Consider the following 14700-nt stretch of genomic DNA (forward strand, 5'->3'; position numbering starts at 1 on the left):
TTCCGTGTCAGGCGCCCGCCGCAAAGGCTGCGGCGACAGCGTCGAGGAACATCTGCGCCTCCGCCCGTTGCAGCACCAGTGGCGGGCGGATCTTGAGGACATTGGCCCCCGGCCCCGTCGCGCTGATCAGCACGCCGTTCTGCCGCAGGTGGTTGACGACAAAGGCCGCGCGGTCCGCATCCGGCGCGCCGTGCTTCTCGATCTCGACGGCCAGGAACAGACCTGCGCCCCGGACATCGACGATTCCCGGCACATGTCCCGCAATGTCGCGCAGACCGTCCTTCAGGAAGGCACCGACCTCAAGCGCGTTGTCCTGCAGCCCATCGCCTTCGATCACATCCAGCACCGCCATGCCGGCGGCGGCGGCGACCGGGTTGCCGCCGAAGGTGTTGAAATAGCGCGCCTTGCTGCCGAACTCGGCCACCAGCCCGGGCCGCATGGCGACACCCGACAGCGGGAAACCGTTGCCCATCGGCTTGCCCATCGTGACCATGTCCGGCACCAGCCCGTGTCGCTGGAAACCCCAGAACGCTTCACCCGTGCGCCCAAACCCCGGCTGCACCTCGTCTGCGATGAATATGCCGCCCTCTGCGCGGATCAGATCCACCGCGGGTTTCAGGAAACCCGCAGGATCGGGATAAAGCCCGTCGCTGGAAAACACGGTATCGACGATGAAGGCCGCCGGTTCGATCCCGTCGCGTCGCATCGCCGCGATGGCCTCGCCCAGATCAGCGGCCAGCCGCGCCCCCTGTTCTGCAGGTGGCACTGTCAGGGCGTTCGGCGCCGGGATCAGCCGCACCCGGTCACCCCGTGGTACAAAATCACCCAGCGAAGGCGACAGCTCCGACACCGCCTCGGTCAGGCCGTGGTATGCCAGTTTGGTCACGATCACCCCCTGCCGCCGCAGATGCGACCGGGTGATGCGCAGCGCCAGATCGTTCGCCTCGGACCCGGTGCAGGTGAACATCACATGCCCCAACGCGTCAGGCATCGTCGCCAGCAGCCGTTCGGCATAGGCCACTACCCCGTCGTGCAGATAGCGGGTGTGGGTGTTCAGCACGCTCATCTGCGCCGTAACGGCCTGCACCACCTTCGGATGACAATGCCCGACGGAGGCGACGTTGTTGTAGCAATCGAGATAGCGCTTGCCCGACTTGTCCCACAGCCACACGCCCTCGCCCCGCACCAGATGCAGCGGCTCCTGGTAGAACAGGCGGTACGCCGGGCCCATGACCCTTTCGCGGCGCGCGATCAGTGCGGCATCCTCGGAGTCGAGCCCGCCTGAGCGGCTGCTGTCAAAGGCGTTGACCATGGTCATCTCATGTTCTCCTTGCGCGACAGGGCCGCCAGTGCCCCCTCCGTGCCGATCCTGTCCAGTGCGTTCAGCCCGCGCAGCGATACGGCCGTGTTGCGCAGGATATAGGCGGCGTTGTCGGGATACCGCCGCGCGCGCCAGGCGCCGATGGTCAGGCTGGTCGCGTGGCGCAGGCGTATGAGATCGGGCAGCAGCGCGAATTCCTCATCCTCCAGCGGCAAGACCTCGGTAAACCCCGCGATCAGCCGCGCCACATCGTCCAACGGGCGGTCGGTATCGGCGATCTGGTAGGAACAGGCCACGGCAAGATCGCAGACCACCGGCGTCAGCACCATGTCGCCAAAGTCGATGATCCCCGTCAGCCGCGTCGCCTCTGCGCTGTCCACCAGCAGGTTGTGCGGGTTGAAATCGTTATGCCCGACCTGCGCCCGCAACGACGTAAGACGCGGCTGGATGTCCGCCTCGAACAGGTCGATCAGCGCTGTCAGGCGGGCGCGCAGAGCGGGGTCGGCCACCGCCTCCAGCATCGGGCGCAGGCGGTGGGCCTGCTGGATGTCCCATTGCAGCACATGTCCCGCCGCCGGGTGCGAAAACCCGCGCAGGGCCAGCGCAAGCCGTCCCAGCAGCGTGCCGATTTCGCGGTGCAGGGCACCGCCGCCGGTTGCAGCGCTCAGCACCGTGCCGTCCAGATAGCTCAGCAACCGCACCACATGGGTCTGACCGGACGACAGGCTGACAAGCTCCGAGGCCTCCCCGTTCAGCGACCAGCGCACCTGCGGCACCGGCAAGGACGGATCGACCGCCGCGATATGCATCAGCGCGGCGGTCTGCATATCGGTCACGGCCCGGTCTTCGGCGGCGTTGCTGATCTTGAGCAGCGCCTGTTCGCCCGACGCCATCGTCACCCGATAATTCGCGTCCTTCTCGGCTGTCAGCCGGTGCACCTGCCCGTCGACCCCGTAGAGGTTTCGCGCCAGTTCCGCCGCCAGATCGGCGCTGACCGCCGGCGCGTCATGAGACAACAGGTCGGCGCGACCTGCGGCGTCTGACAGACCGGACTGCGGCAAGGCGGCGGCTTTGTGCATCAGCCCTCAACCTGCTCGACACCGCACCATTCGGCGATGAACAACGCCATCGCCTGCGTGATCCGCTTGACCGACGGCAGGCTCACGCATTCGTCGATCCCGTGAATGTTGCGCGAAATCGGCCCGTAACAAAGCGCCGGGATCTTGTTGTAGATCGCATAGACCCGCGTATCGAGATACCCTGCCGTCATGAAACTTTGCAGCGGCACGCCGATTGCCGCCTCATGCGCCCTAGCCAGAACGCCCTCGGCTTCCGATCCCGGCTCCAGCACGTAACCCTCGGCGTAAAAGCCGTTGAATGCGACCACGGGCGGATCGTTCGACAGGAAACTGTCGGCCTTGGCGAAGGCCGCGATCCGGTCGGTGATCTCGCGCGCCATCTCTTCCGCGCCCTGCCCCGGATAGATCGAGACACGGCAGTCTATCGTGCACCAGCTCGGCACCGAGGAGGCCCAGTCGCCGCCCTCGATCTTGCCGATGTTGAGGTTGATCGGATGCGCCTCGTCCTCGAAATGCGCATGTGCGCCCTTGGCGGCGTTCCAGTCCGCCTCGATCTCGCGCAGCGCCGCGATCACGCGGTAGGCGGCGTCGATGGCATTGGCTCCCTCACCCATTTCGCGCACATGCACCGGAACACCGCGCAGCTTGACCTGGAACCAGATCACGCCGGTGTTGGCGCGCACCAGCTTTTCGTCCTCCGGCTCCGGGATCAGCACGGCATCGGCGGTGTAGCCCTCCAGCCAGGTCTGCAGGGCGCCGTTGCCGGTCGATTCCTCCTCGACCACCGACTGCACATAGACAGTCGCCGCCGGTTGCAGCCCGATCCGCCGCAGCGCGTCGAGCGCAAAGAGGTTCGCCGCCGCGCCCGCTTTCATGTCGGCCGCGCCGCGCCCGTACATCCAGTCGCCTTCAACCTTGCCCGAGAACGGCGGATCGCGCCACATCTCCGCCAGCCCTTCGGGCACCACATCAAGATGCGACTGCAGGATCAGCGACCGGCCCGTTTCCGTGGTCGGGCGATGAATGCCGACAACGATGGGCGCATCGGAATGATCGTCCGAGAATTTCGACCCGCCCGGATGCGCCTCGATTGCCGCGCGGTCCATGGCGAAACGGTCAACGGTCATGCCCCGCTCGCGCAACGCTCGGAACAGCAGGTCCTGAATTGCATGTTCCCGGCCACGCAGCGACGGTATCTGTACCAACTGCCGCGTGAAGGCCACCTGATCGTCGAAGCCCTCGGAAACGGATTGCAGGATGCGCTCGCGCAATTCGGGGGAAATCGTCATAGCAGCGCCTCTATCAGAAACGGCCCCGGCTCCTTGGCCGCGTCCTCGATGGCTTGGATCAGGTCGCGCACATCCTCGATCCGGCGACCCGGTACACCCATTCCCTTGGCAATCGACACGAAATCCAGCGCCGGACGGTCAAGATTCAGCATGCTCAGCGCGTCCTCGCCCGGCTGTGCGCCGACATTGTGCAATTCGCCTTTCAGGATCTCATAGGCCTGGTTGGCGAGGATGATCGTCGTCACGTTCGACCCCTCCCGCGCCTGCGTCCACAGCCCTTGCAGCGTGTACATCGCCGATCCGTCGGCCTGCAAAGTGATCACGGGCCGGTCAGGCTGCGCGATGGCTGCCCCTGCCGACAGAGGGATGCCAATGCCGATGGAGCCGCCTGTCAGAGACAGCCAGGAATTCGGCCGCGCCGCGTCGCCCGCCGCGTAGAGCGCACCGCCCCAGCTGACCGCTTCATCCACAACGATTGCATCCTCGGGCAGCGCCCGGGAAATGGCCACCGCGATGTTCTGCATCGTGATCGCGCCCGCCGCGGGCCGGTCCGGCATGGTGACATTGGGCGCTTGCGCCGCCGATGCCCCGACCCGGTCGGCCAGCGCCGCAATCGCCAGAGGCCCGTCACCATCCAACCCGGCAAGCGTCACCATTTCGCAGTCTTCGGGCAGCAACATGCTCGGTTTGCCGGGATAGGCAAAGAACGCCACCGGCGGCTTGGCGTCGATCAGGATTGCGTGACTGAACGGCGCGAGGCTCGCGATGGCGTCGTTGATCGGATAGGGGATCTTGGCGACCGGGAACCGCCCCTGCCCGCGCTCCATCCGCCGGTTCGAGGTCGGCGCGAGGATCTTCGCCCCGGTCTTGTCCGCGATCCCCTGCAACAGGGCAAGCGCGCCGACATCCTCCAGCACCCCGTCGCCCACGATCATCACCGTGCCTGCGCCCTGCTCCAGCGCCACAACGGCCCTGTCGAGCGCCTGGGCATCCAGCGCGACCGGACCGTCAGACGGCAGCTCAGACGCCATCACGCCGCCCGCGTCCCAGCCGATATCGGCGGGTGCGATCAGGGTTGCGATGCGGCCCGGCTTGCCCCTGGCGATGCGCAGCGCCTCCATCGCGTCGGCAGCGAAGCTGCCCGCATCCTTGCCCGACCGGACCCAATCCGAAAACGGCGCGCAGGCGCCTTCCACATCCGCAGACAGCGGCGCGTCGTATTGCTGGTGGCGCAGTGCGTGATCGCCCACGAGGTTCACCATCGGCACCCGCGCCTTGCGCGCGTTGTGCAGATTGGCCGCCGCGTTGGCAAATCCGGGGGCGAGGTGCAGCAATGTTACCGCAGGCTTGCCCGCCATCCGCGCATAGCCATCGGCGGCCCCGGTCACGACGCCTTCGAACAGCCCCAGCACGCAGCGCATCAGCTTGGTCCGGTCCAGCGCATCGACGAACTGCATCTCGGAGGTGCCGGGATTGGCGAAACACACATCGACACCCGCATCATGCAGGCTGCGCACGACGCTTTCGGCGCCGTTCATCATCACGGGATGGTCTTTCATTGGATCGCCTTGCGGAAGGTTGTCAGAAACGCACGCCCGTTGTCGGCAAGCGACGGGCCAAGGTATCCGCCCTCCTGTACCAGCACTGTCGGAAGGCCCATGTCTGCCAGCTTGCGCGCCATGGTGGCGAAACCGTCGGGATAGACCGCGACCGCCGCCAGGGGATCATCCGCCGCCATGTCGAAGCCGAGCGAGACCACCAGCGCCTCCGCCCCGAAGGCACGCGCCGCCGCGATGCCCTTGTCGAGCGTGGCCAGCACGTCATCCTGGCTCGCCCCCTGCTCCAGCAGCAGGTTCAGCTTTGTGCCCGCCCCCGCGCCTTCACCTGTTTCATCGGCGTGACCAAGGAAGAAGGTAGGATAGGTGGCGGGATCGGGATGCAGCGAGCAAAAGAAGATGTCGCCCCGTTCGTACAGAATATCGAGCGATCCGTTGCCGGTGTGCACATCCACGTCGATCAGCGCGACCTTGCGGTACTTTGACGTCATGTGATGCGCCGCGATGCAGGCGTTGTTGAAGAAACAAAAGCCATTGGAACAATCGCGCATTGCGTGGTGCCCCGGCGGCCGGCACAGCGCATAGGCCGCCCTTTCGCCCGACAACACCGCCTCTGCTGCTTCCACCGCGGATTGCGCCGACCAATAGGCCGCATCCCAGCTGCCCGGCGTCAGCGGCGTGGAGGTGTCGGTCATCCACCATCCCAGCTGGCCGTGGATGTCGCGCGGCTCCTTCCCGCGGCGGACACCGGGATGCATCGTAGGGATCGCCAGCGCTTCCGCCCCTGCGCTTTCGACAAAGCGGTCATAGGCATCGGGCAGGAAATCGACGTAGCCGGGATTGTGCACCGCCTTGATCGGGCCGACCCCATGATCGCCCGGCGCTGAAATCTCGAACCCTTCCGACAGCAGCATGTCGCGCAGGATCTCGGCCCGCTGGGGCTGCTCCTGATGCGGCATGGCAGCGCCCCGCCTGAAGTAGACCTGCGGCGCGTGGCCCAGTTGTCGCGCGTCGAAATAGACTTTCATCCGGGGGACCTTCCGCTTGTTGTGCAAATTTCGGGCATCGCCCGCTCCGCCGCCGGGCGGTTGGGCAGACTATTGCAGTTAAGATTTGCCGCATCAACAATTTTGATGCATGATGCATCAAAATAGCACCACCGCCAACAGGGGTGAGATGAAAGAACTGAACAAGGATTCGCTGGGTCATGCCATATATGGACGGGTCTCGCAGGACCTGATCCGGGGCAAGCTGCAGCCGAATCAGAAGCTGACGATACGGGGTCTGGCCGACTCGCTCGGGACCAGCTCGACGCCGGTACGTGACGCGGTGCAGCGGCTGTTGCAGGACAACGCGCTGGAACAGCGCAGCATGCGAGACCTGCGCGTTCCTGTGCTGACGACCGCCGCCTATCTTGAGATCACCGCCATCCGGACAGAGCTTGAAGGCCTTGCCGCCGCCGGTGCCGCCGCAGTCGCACAGGACAAGGACGTTGCCATGCTCAAACGCATCGTGTTGCGTAACGAAGAGGCATCTGCCGCCGGCAAATGGCCGCTGGCGATCGAAATGAATCAGAAGTTCCACTTCGCCCTTGCGGAAATCGCGGGCATGCCGATCCTTCTGGGCGTGCTGAGCCGCCTGTGGCTGCGTACCGGGCCACTGATCTCGGGCTATTACGCCAAGACCCACAATGACATGGTCGAGCAGCATCATCAGATCATCGCCGCCTGCGAAACCCATGATTCCGCTGCGGCCCGCGCTGCGATGCAGGCGGATATCGAAAAACCAAGAAATGGAATTACCCGGTATATCCAGACGCTTGAACAAAAATGACGCGCCTGGATGTGCCACTTCCCAGAAGCTGGGGTGGCACATCAACGAAGAACGGTTCACGCTTGAACTGCATAAACAGTCCCAATGGACATCAACAGACGGGGAAAGAAACTATGCTAAGACCATTCAAGATCATCGCCGCGATCGCGGCCCTGGCGCTTGCGGGGCCGCTGGCCGCGCAGGACGGGGAGCCGCAGGCGGGCGGCACGCTGAACGTCGTCATCCAGCCGGAACCGCCGGGGCTGATGCTGGGCATCGTGCAGAACGGCCCAACCCAGATGGTCGCGGGCGACATCTACGAAAGCCTGCTGCGCTATGACTTCGACCTCAAGCCTGAAGGGCAGCTGGCCGAATCCTGGGAAATCTCGGAGGACGGCAAGACCTATACCTTCAAGCTGCGCGACGGCGTGACCTTCCACGACGGGGAGCCCTTCACCTCCGAGGATGTGAAATTCACCATGGACGTGTTCCTGCGCGAAACGAACCCGCGCACCCGTACCTACATGGACCGGGTCGAAAGCATCGACACGCCCGACGATCTGACGGTCGTGTTCAACCTCAAGGAACCCTTCGGCCCCTTCATCGGGATCTTCGAACAGGGCACCGCGCCGATGATCCCCAAGCACATCTACGAAGGCACGGATTTCGTGAACAACCCGGCCAACAACACGCCAATCGGCACCGGCCCGTTCAAGTTCGATGAATGGGTCAAGGGCAGCTACATCCACCTCGTCAAGAACGGCGATTACTACATGGAGGGCAAACCCTATGTCGATGAGGTCTATTACCACGTGATCCCCGATGCCGCCTCGCGCGCGGTGGCCTACGAGACCGGCAAGGTCGACGTGCTGCCCGGCGGTTCGGTCGAAAACTTCGACGTGCCGCGCATCCGCGAGCTGGAAAACACCTGCATCACCGACCAGGGCTGGGAATACTTCGGCCCGCTGTCGTGGATCTGGATCAACATGAACAACAAGCCGCTGGACGACGTGAAAGTCCGTCAGGCCATGATGCACGCGCTGGATCGCAACTTTGCGAAGGACGCGCTGTGGAACGGGCTGGGCAAGGTCGCAACCGGCCCGCTCTCCTCCTCCACCCGCTTTTACGCCGGGGATACACCTGACATCGGCTATGACCCCGAGAAGGCCAAGGCGCTTCTGGAAGACTCCAGCTACAACGGTGAAACCATCCGCCTGCTGGGCCTGCCCTACGGCGAGACCTGGCAGCGTTGGGCCGAAGCGGTCAAGCAGAACCTGACCGAGATCGGCATGACCGTCGAACTGGTGCCCTCGGACGTGGCGGGCTGGAACCAGAAGGTCGCAGACCGCGACTTCGATCTGGCGTTCACCTACCTCTACCAATACGGCGATCCGGCCCTTGGCGTGTCGCGGACATACATGTCCACCAACGCCGAGCCGGGTTCGCCCTGGAACAACGTGTCAAACTATCAGAACCCCGAGACGGACAAGATGTTCGACGAGGCGGCGCTGATGGCCAACCCGGACGACCGCATGGCGGCCTACAAGAAGATCCAGGATCAGATCGTCTCCGACGTACCGAACCTGTGGCTGCTGGAGCTGGGCTTCCCCACGATCTACCGCTGCAACATCAAGAACCCGGTCAATTCCGCGCTTGGTGTGAACGACGGCTTCCGCGACGTGTGGATCGACAAGAACTGAGGGCACTAGCCTGACGGTCCGGGCCGCCTCATCGGCCCGGACCCCACCCATTATCTGACGGGGCGAACTGCGTGATACGTTTCATTCTGGGCAGGCTGGTCAAGGCGGTTTTCATCCTGCTGGCCATCCTGGTCTTCAATTTCCTGCTGATCCATGCCGCCCCCGGCGACCCCGCCGCCGTCATGGCAGGCGAGGCCGGTGCGGCGGACGAGAAGTTTCTCGCCGATCTGCGCATTCGCTTCGGCCTTGATCAGCCTCTCTACATCCAGCTCTGGACCTATCTGAAAGGCGCCGTGATGCTGGACCTCGGATTTTCCTATCGCCAGCAGATGCCGGTTGCCGATCTCATTGCCAGCCGCCTGCCCGCTACCCTGCTGCTGACCGGCGTCGCCTTTGTGCTGTCGCTGGTGCTGGGCGTGATCGCCGGTGTCGCCGCCTCCGCCCGTCAGGGTTCCTGGGGCGACACGATCATCTCCACGCTGGCTCTGCTGTTCTATGCCACGCCGCTGTTCTGGGTCGCGCTGATGGCGTCCCTCGTGTTCTCCGTCTGGCTCGGCTGGCTGCCCGGTTTCGGCTACTCGACCATCGGCGCGGGCCATACCGGTCTGGCCCATGCCCTCGACGTTGCCAAGCACCTGATCCTGCCCGCGACCACGCTGGGCCTGTTCTTTACCGCGATCTACATGCGCATGACCCGCTCTTCGATGCTGGAGGTCAGCCGTCTCGATTTCGTTAAGACGGCGCGTGCCAAGGGCCTCAGGCGCAGCGTGATCCAGCGGCGGCACATCCTGCGCAACGCGCTGCTGCCCGTCATCACCCTGGCGGGTCTGCAGGCAGGTCAGATCTTTGGCGGCGCGATCCTGACCGAGACGGTCTTTGCCTGGCCCGGCATCGGCCGCCTGATGTTCGAAGCGATCAGCCAGCGCGACTATGCCGTGATCCTTGGCGTGTTCTATATCTCGGGGGCCATGGTGCTGCTGTTCAACCTCATCACCGATGTCGTCTATGTCATCGTTGACCCGCGTATAAGGCTGACCAAATGAAGGATTTCTGGAAACGCTTCCGCTACAACCGTGGCGCGGTAATCGGGCTGGTGATCCTCGCCCTTGTCATTGTCACGGCCATCGCCGCCCCCTTCCTGTTCCCGCAAAGCCCGTGGAAGATGGTGCAGCGCCCGTTCCTGCCACCCTTCAGCGACGATGCGCTGTGGCTCGGCACCGATGCGCTGGGGCGCGACGTGCTGTCGGGGCTGGCGCATGGTGCCTACGTGAGCCTGCTGGTCGGCCTCGTCTCCACCATCGTTGCACTTGCCATCGGCGTGCCTGTGGGCGCCCTGGCGGGCTATTTCGTGGGCCGCACCGACGACATCCTCATGCGCTTTACCGAATTCTTCCAGACCATCCCCAGCTTTGCGCTCGCCATCGTGCTGCTGGCGATCTTCCAACCCAGCCTGACCTACGTGATCATCGCCATCGCCATCGTTTCATGGCCACCGGTCGCCCGCCTCGTGCGCGGCGAAGTGCTGAGCCTGCGCACCCGCGAATTTGTTGAGGCGGCCACCCTGCAAGGCCTCGGCAACACGCAGATCATCCTGCGTCACGTCCTGCCCAACGCCCTGCCCTCGATCATCGTGCTGGCCTCGCTCATGGTGGCACAGGCGATCCTGCTGGAAAGCTCGCTGTCCTTCCTCGGCCTCGGCGATCCGAACATCATGTCCTGGGGTTATATGATCGGGGCCGCGCGCACCGTGATCCGCACCGCCTGGTGGCTGTCCTTCCTGCCGGGCATGGCGATCCTGCTGACCGTGCTTGCGCTGAACCTGATCGGTGAGGGCCTGAACGACGCGCTCAATCCGCGCCTGACGAGGAAATCCGAATGAGCCTGCTCAGCATCCGCAATCTGGACATCGCCCTGCCTGAAGGCGCCGACCGTCCGTTCGCCGCCAGGGCCATCGACTTCGATCTCGCAGCGGGAGAAATCCTGTGCATCGTCGGCGAAAGCGGCTCGGGAAAATCCATGTCCGCCAATGCAGTGATGGGCCTGCTGCCGCAGGGCGTGAGGGCCACCGGCGGCACGATCACCTTCGACGGGCAGGAAATCCTCGGCCTGCCGGAATCGAAAATGATGGCCCTGCGCGGCAAACGCTTCGCGATGATCTTCCAGGAACCGCTGAGCGCGCTGAACCCGTTGATGCGCGTCGGTGCCCAGATTTCGGAAGTCTTCGAGGCGCATGGCGAACTGACCCCCTCCCAACGCCGGTCCCGCGCGCTGGAACTGCTGGAGGAGGTCGGCATCCCCGACCCGGAGGCGGCGATCCGCGCCTATCCCTTCCAGCTGTCCGGCGGCCAGCGCCAGCGCGTGATGATCGCCATGGCCCTCGCGTTAGAGCCTGATATCCTGATCGCGGACGAGCCCACAACCGCGCTTGACGTGACCACGCAGGCGCAGATCCTCAAGCTGATCGAAGACCTGCGCCAGTCGCGCGGCATGGCCGTCATCTTCATCACCCACGACTTTGGCGTCGTTGCCGACATTGCCGACCGCGTCATTGTCATGCAGACCGGCGAAATCGTCGAAACCGGAACGGCGGACGAGGTTCTGCTGCATCCAAGGCACCCCTACACCCGCGCCCTGATCGACGCGATCCCGCGCCTGACCCGCCACACCGAGGGCGACAAGACCCCTGGCACCCCGGTCATGCGGGTCGAGGGCCTGAGCAAGACCTATACCACCGGCTCCGGCTCCTTTTTCAAGAAACCCCGCGTGGTCCGGGCAGTACAGGATGTGACCTTCGACCTATTCGCGGGCGAGACCATCGGCATCGTCGGGGAAAGCGGTTCGGGCAAATCCACCGTCGGGCGCTGCATCGTGCGGCTGGTCGAACCGGACAAGGGCCGCGTTCTGATCGACGGGGCGGATATCGCGCCGATGTCGGGCACCGAGCTGCGTGACAAACGCCGCAAGATGCAGATGATCTTCCAGGATCCGTTTTCGTCCCTCAACCCCCGCGCCCGCGTGTCGCGCATCCTGACCGAGGGGCTGATCGCCTACGACACGCCAAGGGCCGAGGCGATGGACAAGGCCCGCAACCTGCTGGAACTTGTCGGCCTCGACGCCTCAGCGATGGACCGCTTCCCGCATGAGTTTTCAGGCGGACAGCGCCAGCGCATCGGCATCGCCCGCGCGCTGGCGCTTGACCCGTCGATCATCATCGCGGACGAGGCCGTGTCAGCGCTCGATGTGTCCATCCAGGCGCAGGTGCTCGACCTGCTGGCGGATCTCAAGACGCGGCTGAACCTGTCGATGCTGTTCATCACCCACGACCTGCGGGTGGCCGCGCGGATCTGCGACCGGATCATCGTCATGCAGAAAGGCAAGATCGTCGAGGTCGGCCCGACCGCCAAGGTGCTGCACGATCCCGACACCGCCTATACGCAAAGCCTGCTGGACGCGATCCCGGGGCAGGACTACGAACGTGCCTTGACCGCAGTGGAATAATCCCCCTGCCCCTTAGATTGGACAATCCATGGCCGACAACGCCCCGGAGAAGAAGACCCTTCTGCTGACCGGCGCCAGCCGCGGCATCGGCCACGCCACCGTCAAGAAATTCGCCAGCGAAGGCTGGCGCGTGATCAGCTGTTCCCGGCAGCCTTTCTCGCCGCAATGCCCCTGGCCGGGGGGCGCGCGCGATCACGTGCAGGTGGACCTGAGCCACCCCAGCCAGATCATGGAAGCGGTGGAACATATCCGCAGCCTGCTCGACGGCAACGCGCTGCACGCGCTGGTCAACAACGCGGGCATCTCGCCCAAGGGGCCGGAGGGCGAACGCCTCAGCACGCTGGACACCGACCTGCGGGTCTGGGGCGAGGTGTTTCACGTCAACTTCTTCGCCTCCGTCGTACTGGCCCGCGGGCTGCAGGACGAGCTGTCGCGCGGCAAGGGATCGGTGGTCAACGTGACCTCGATCGCCGGTGCGCGGGTGCATCCCTTCGCCGGGGCCGCCTATGCCACATCCAAGGCGGCCCTTGCCGCCCTCACCCGCGAGATGGCGCATGATTTCGGCCCCCTGGGCGTGCGCGTCAACGCCATCGCCCCGGGAGAGGTCGACACCAGCATCCTCAGCGAAGGAACCGACAAGATCATCGCGACCCTGCCGATGCGCCGCCTCGGCCAGCCCATGGAAGTCGCCGATGCGATCTATTTCCTGTGCTCCGATCAAAGCTCCTACGTCACCGGGGTCGAGATCGAAGTGAACGGCGGGCAACATGTGTGATGGCGCCGCCGCCAAACTCAACCGGCATCGGCTTCTAACCCGACAGCATTGATCGCAGCGATTATTCTACCCTGCTCACGGATCAAGACACCACCGGGCACCGCTATCAGGTCACCATTTTGCAGTGTCGTCTCGGCCTGATTGAAATAAGGCTGTTCCTGCGCAAGTTCATAAAGCGCGCGTGACCCCAATCCCATTGCAATTGCGCCCGTCGCTTTGCCCTGAGCAATTTCAGCCCTCAAATTGCAGGTGCCGTCTTCGCGCTGGAGCGCAACAAGGTGGCGGCCCGCGTCAATGACAGCAACAGTCATTGGCTTGGCTCCTCGTTTGCGACGACTCCAACGCGGTCGAGATCATTCGATTTGCAAGGTCAAGGTTCATGGCTTTATCCGTAGCTTGTGAAATCTGTGCTGGCGAGCGTGGCGATATTGATCAGCCCGCGCTGCGTAACCTCGGGGGTCACGATATGGGCGCGGTTGCCCATGCCCATCAGGATCGGCCCGACCTCATGGCCCTCGGCAACCCCCTTCAGCAGATCGCGCGCGGCACCGGCGGCGTCCGTGCTGCCATAGATCAGCACCTTCGCCCGCCCCGTCAGCCGGTTGTTCGGCAACAGGCGCGCGCGCAACTCGGTGTTCAGCCCCAGTTCCGTGTGCATCTCGCCTTCGTATTCAAGATCAGGTCGTGATAGCTGCGCCAATAGTCGTCGTAACGCGGATCCTGTTCCGGATTCACAATCTCAAAATCGCGGCCCGCAAAGATCTGCAAATCCATCTGGTCCTGCCGCTGCGCGATCACATCGGGACGCCCCACAAGAATCGGCGTGTGTATCCCCTCTACTGGCAGTCCCTGCACGGCGCGCAACGATACATTGTCCAGCCAATAGGTTCCGGTACAGATCGCGCAGCCCACCGTGACAACATTTTTCTGTGCTGCCTGCATCGCATTGGTCTGATCAATGGCGCGACCGAACTGATCCAGACCATCCGTCACCGCCAGCAAGAGGATCTGCCCCGCTTCTGTCAGGATAGCGGGGCGCATGCGACGGTCGAGCAGAGCCGTGTCGTCGGGTGACTGGGATTGCCAGGCGACTGACCTGATGGGCATTGCGGACCATATGTTGAAAAGTCGCAGCTGACCGAACGTTTCTGACCCTGTCGCGGCGTGGACAGATGTGCTGATCGGGCGAGGTCTCATGTCCGTGACTTCGCCCGTGGTTTATCAGGCGGATGAACGCTCTGGCCCGCTTTCACCCAGCCAGCACCAAAGAGATGAATGTTTATCGTCAATGTCGATCCAATGCTTCCTGATTGGGACTGATCCTTTCAACCTTTTAGGTCAAGCGCACGTCCATCCTCATCCCAGTCACTCCATCCGGGAAACACCAGTGGTTCGGCCCTTCCGATGTCGCCAAGATGACACCGCCATTCATCGAGGTTCTGTGCCAGGCGCTTCTTCAAGCTGTCCGCACCTTCATAGCAATAGCCGTGCCCCTGGACGCCAAAGGAAATGAACGGCGGCAAAACCGAAAAACCCATGTAGTGCAGTGAATACTGCAGCGGCCAGAGCATGGTATCAAAATCCCCGCCACGGCTGTCGCATTTTCTTCACCATTTCAGCACATGTTCATTACGTGATTTCTGGAAGATACCACGATATCGCACACCATT

15 protein-coding genes are annotated in these 14700 nt (G+C 63.8%); 6 read left to right on the top strand and 9 right to left on the bottom strand.

Features of this window, described 5'->3' with window-relative positions; translation table 11 throughout:
* Positions 1 to 7: 7 nt before the first annotated feature.
* The 5 genes from O4H53_RS02145 to O4H53_RS02165 are packed head-to-tail and all read right to left on the bottom strand — an operon-like array spanning position 8 to position 6273.
* Complete coding sequence (locus O4H53_RS02145; protein ID WP_269361033.1) at positions 8 to 1318, bottom strand: aspartate aminotransferase family protein; 1311 nt, start codon at positions 1316 to 1318, stop codon at positions 8 to 10.
* Positions 1315 to 2400 (bottom strand): phosphotransferase, encoded by a 1086-nt coding sequence (locus O4H53_RS02150; protein WP_269361034.1) that lies wholly within the window; start codon positions 2398 to 2400, stop codon positions 1315 to 1317. The genes O4H53_RS02145 and O4H53_RS02150 overlap by 4 nt, the downstream gene beginning before the upstream one ends.
* Entirely contained in the window at positions 2400 to 3689 is a 1290-nt protein-coding gene (locus O4H53_RS02155; RefSeq protein WP_269361036.1) for an ArgE/DapE family deacylase, read from the bottom strand. The genes O4H53_RS02150 and O4H53_RS02155 overlap by 1 nt, the downstream gene beginning before the upstream one ends.
* Entirely contained in the window at positions 3686 to 5248 is a 1563-nt protein-coding gene (locus tag O4H53_RS02160; RefSeq protein WP_269361038.1) for an acetolactate synthase large subunit, read from the bottom strand. Before O4H53_RS02160 ends, O4H53_RS02155 begins: the two co-directional genes overlap by 4 nt.
* Complete coding sequence (locus O4H53_RS02165) at positions 5245 to 6273, bottom strand: histone deacetylase family protein (RefSeq protein WP_269361040.1); 1029 nt, start codon at positions 6271 to 6273, stop codon at positions 5245 to 5247. The genes O4H53_RS02160 and O4H53_RS02165 overlap by 4 nt, the downstream gene beginning before the upstream one ends.
* Before the next feature lie 109 nt (positions 6274 to 6382).
* On the opposite strand from O4H53_RS02165, the gene O4H53_RS02170 reads away from it, so the two are divergent.
* The 6 genes from O4H53_RS02170 to O4H53_RS02195 all read left to right on the top strand — a co-directional run bounded on the left by O4H53_RS02170 (position 6383) and on the right by O4H53_RS02195 (position 13030).
* Positions 6383 to 7078 carry a GntR family transcriptional regulator gene (locus O4H53_RS02170; RefSeq protein WP_269361042.1) on the top strand — a complete coding sequence of 232 codons (696 nt, stop codon included), beginning with the start codon at positions 6383 to 6385 and terminating at the stop codon, positions 7076 to 7078.
* Between the two features lie 113 nt (positions 7079 to 7191).
* Complete coding sequence (locus O4H53_RS02175) at positions 7192 to 8757, top strand: ABC transporter substrate-binding protein (RefSeq protein WP_269361043.1); 1566 nt, start codon at positions 7192 to 7194, stop codon at positions 8755 to 8757.
* Positions 8758 to 8828: 71 nt separating this feature from the next.
* The gene (locus O4H53_RS02180) at positions 8829 to 9800 is read left to right on the top strand and encodes an ABC transporter permease (RefSeq protein ID WP_269361044.1); all 972 of its coding nucleotides are present in this window, start codon (positions 8829 to 8831) and stop codon (positions 9798 to 9800) included.
* Positions 9797 to 10636 (top strand): ABC transporter permease, encoded by an 840-nt coding sequence (locus O4H53_RS02185; RefSeq protein ID WP_269361045.1) that lies wholly within the window; start codon positions 9797 to 9799, stop codon positions 10634 to 10636. The genes O4H53_RS02180 and O4H53_RS02185 overlap by 4 nt, the downstream gene beginning before the upstream one ends.
* Complete coding sequence (locus O4H53_RS02190; RefSeq protein ID WP_269361047.1) at positions 10633 to 12255, top strand: ABC transporter ATP-binding protein; 1623 nt, start codon at positions 10633 to 10635, stop codon at positions 12253 to 12255. The genes O4H53_RS02185 and O4H53_RS02190 overlap by 4 nt, the downstream gene beginning before the upstream one ends.
* A 28-nt stretch (positions 12256 to 12283) precedes the next feature.
* The gene (locus tag O4H53_RS02195) at positions 12284 to 13030 is read left to right on the top strand and encodes an SDR family NAD(P)-dependent oxidoreductase (protein WP_269361049.1); all 747 of its coding nucleotides are present in this window, start codon (positions 12284 to 12286) and stop codon (positions 13028 to 13030) included.
* Between the two features lie 17 nt (positions 13031 to 13047).
* On the opposite strand, the gene O4H53_RS02200 is transcribed toward O4H53_RS02195, so the two are convergent.
* From O4H53_RS02200 to O4H53_RS02215, 4 genes are all read right to left on the bottom strand, one after another.
* Positions 13048 to 13341, bottom strand: coding sequence for a GlcG/HbpS family heme-binding protein (locus O4H53_RS02200; RefSeq protein WP_331284212.1), 294 nt, complete (start codon positions 13339 to 13341; stop codon positions 13048 to 13050).
* A 74-nt stretch (positions 13342 to 13415) separates the two neighbouring features.
* Positions 13416 to 13688, bottom strand: coding sequence for a phosphate acyltransferase (locus O4H53_RS02205; protein ID WP_269361050.1), 273 nt, complete (start codon positions 13686 to 13688; stop codon positions 13416 to 13418).
* Positions 13667 to 14137, bottom strand: a complete 471-nt coding sequence (locus O4H53_RS02210; RefSeq protein ID WP_269361052.1) for a phosphate acyltransferase — start codon at positions 14135 to 14137, stop codon at positions 13667 to 13669. The genes O4H53_RS02205 and O4H53_RS02210 overlap by 22 nt, the downstream gene beginning before the upstream one ends.
* 218 nt (positions 14138 to 14355) lie before the next feature.
* On the bottom strand, positions 14356 to 14601 hold the full coding sequence (locus O4H53_RS02215) for a hypothetical protein (RefSeq protein ID WP_331284213.1): 246 nt from the start codon (positions 14599 to 14601) through the stop codon (positions 14356 to 14358).
* Between the last annotated feature and the right edge of the window lie 99 nt (positions 14602 to 14700).

Source organism: Sulfitobacter sp. G21635-S1, from assembly GCF_027213915.1.
GTDB lineage: Bacteria > Pseudomonadota > Alphaproteobacteria > Rhodobacterales > Rhodobacteraceae > Sulfitobacter.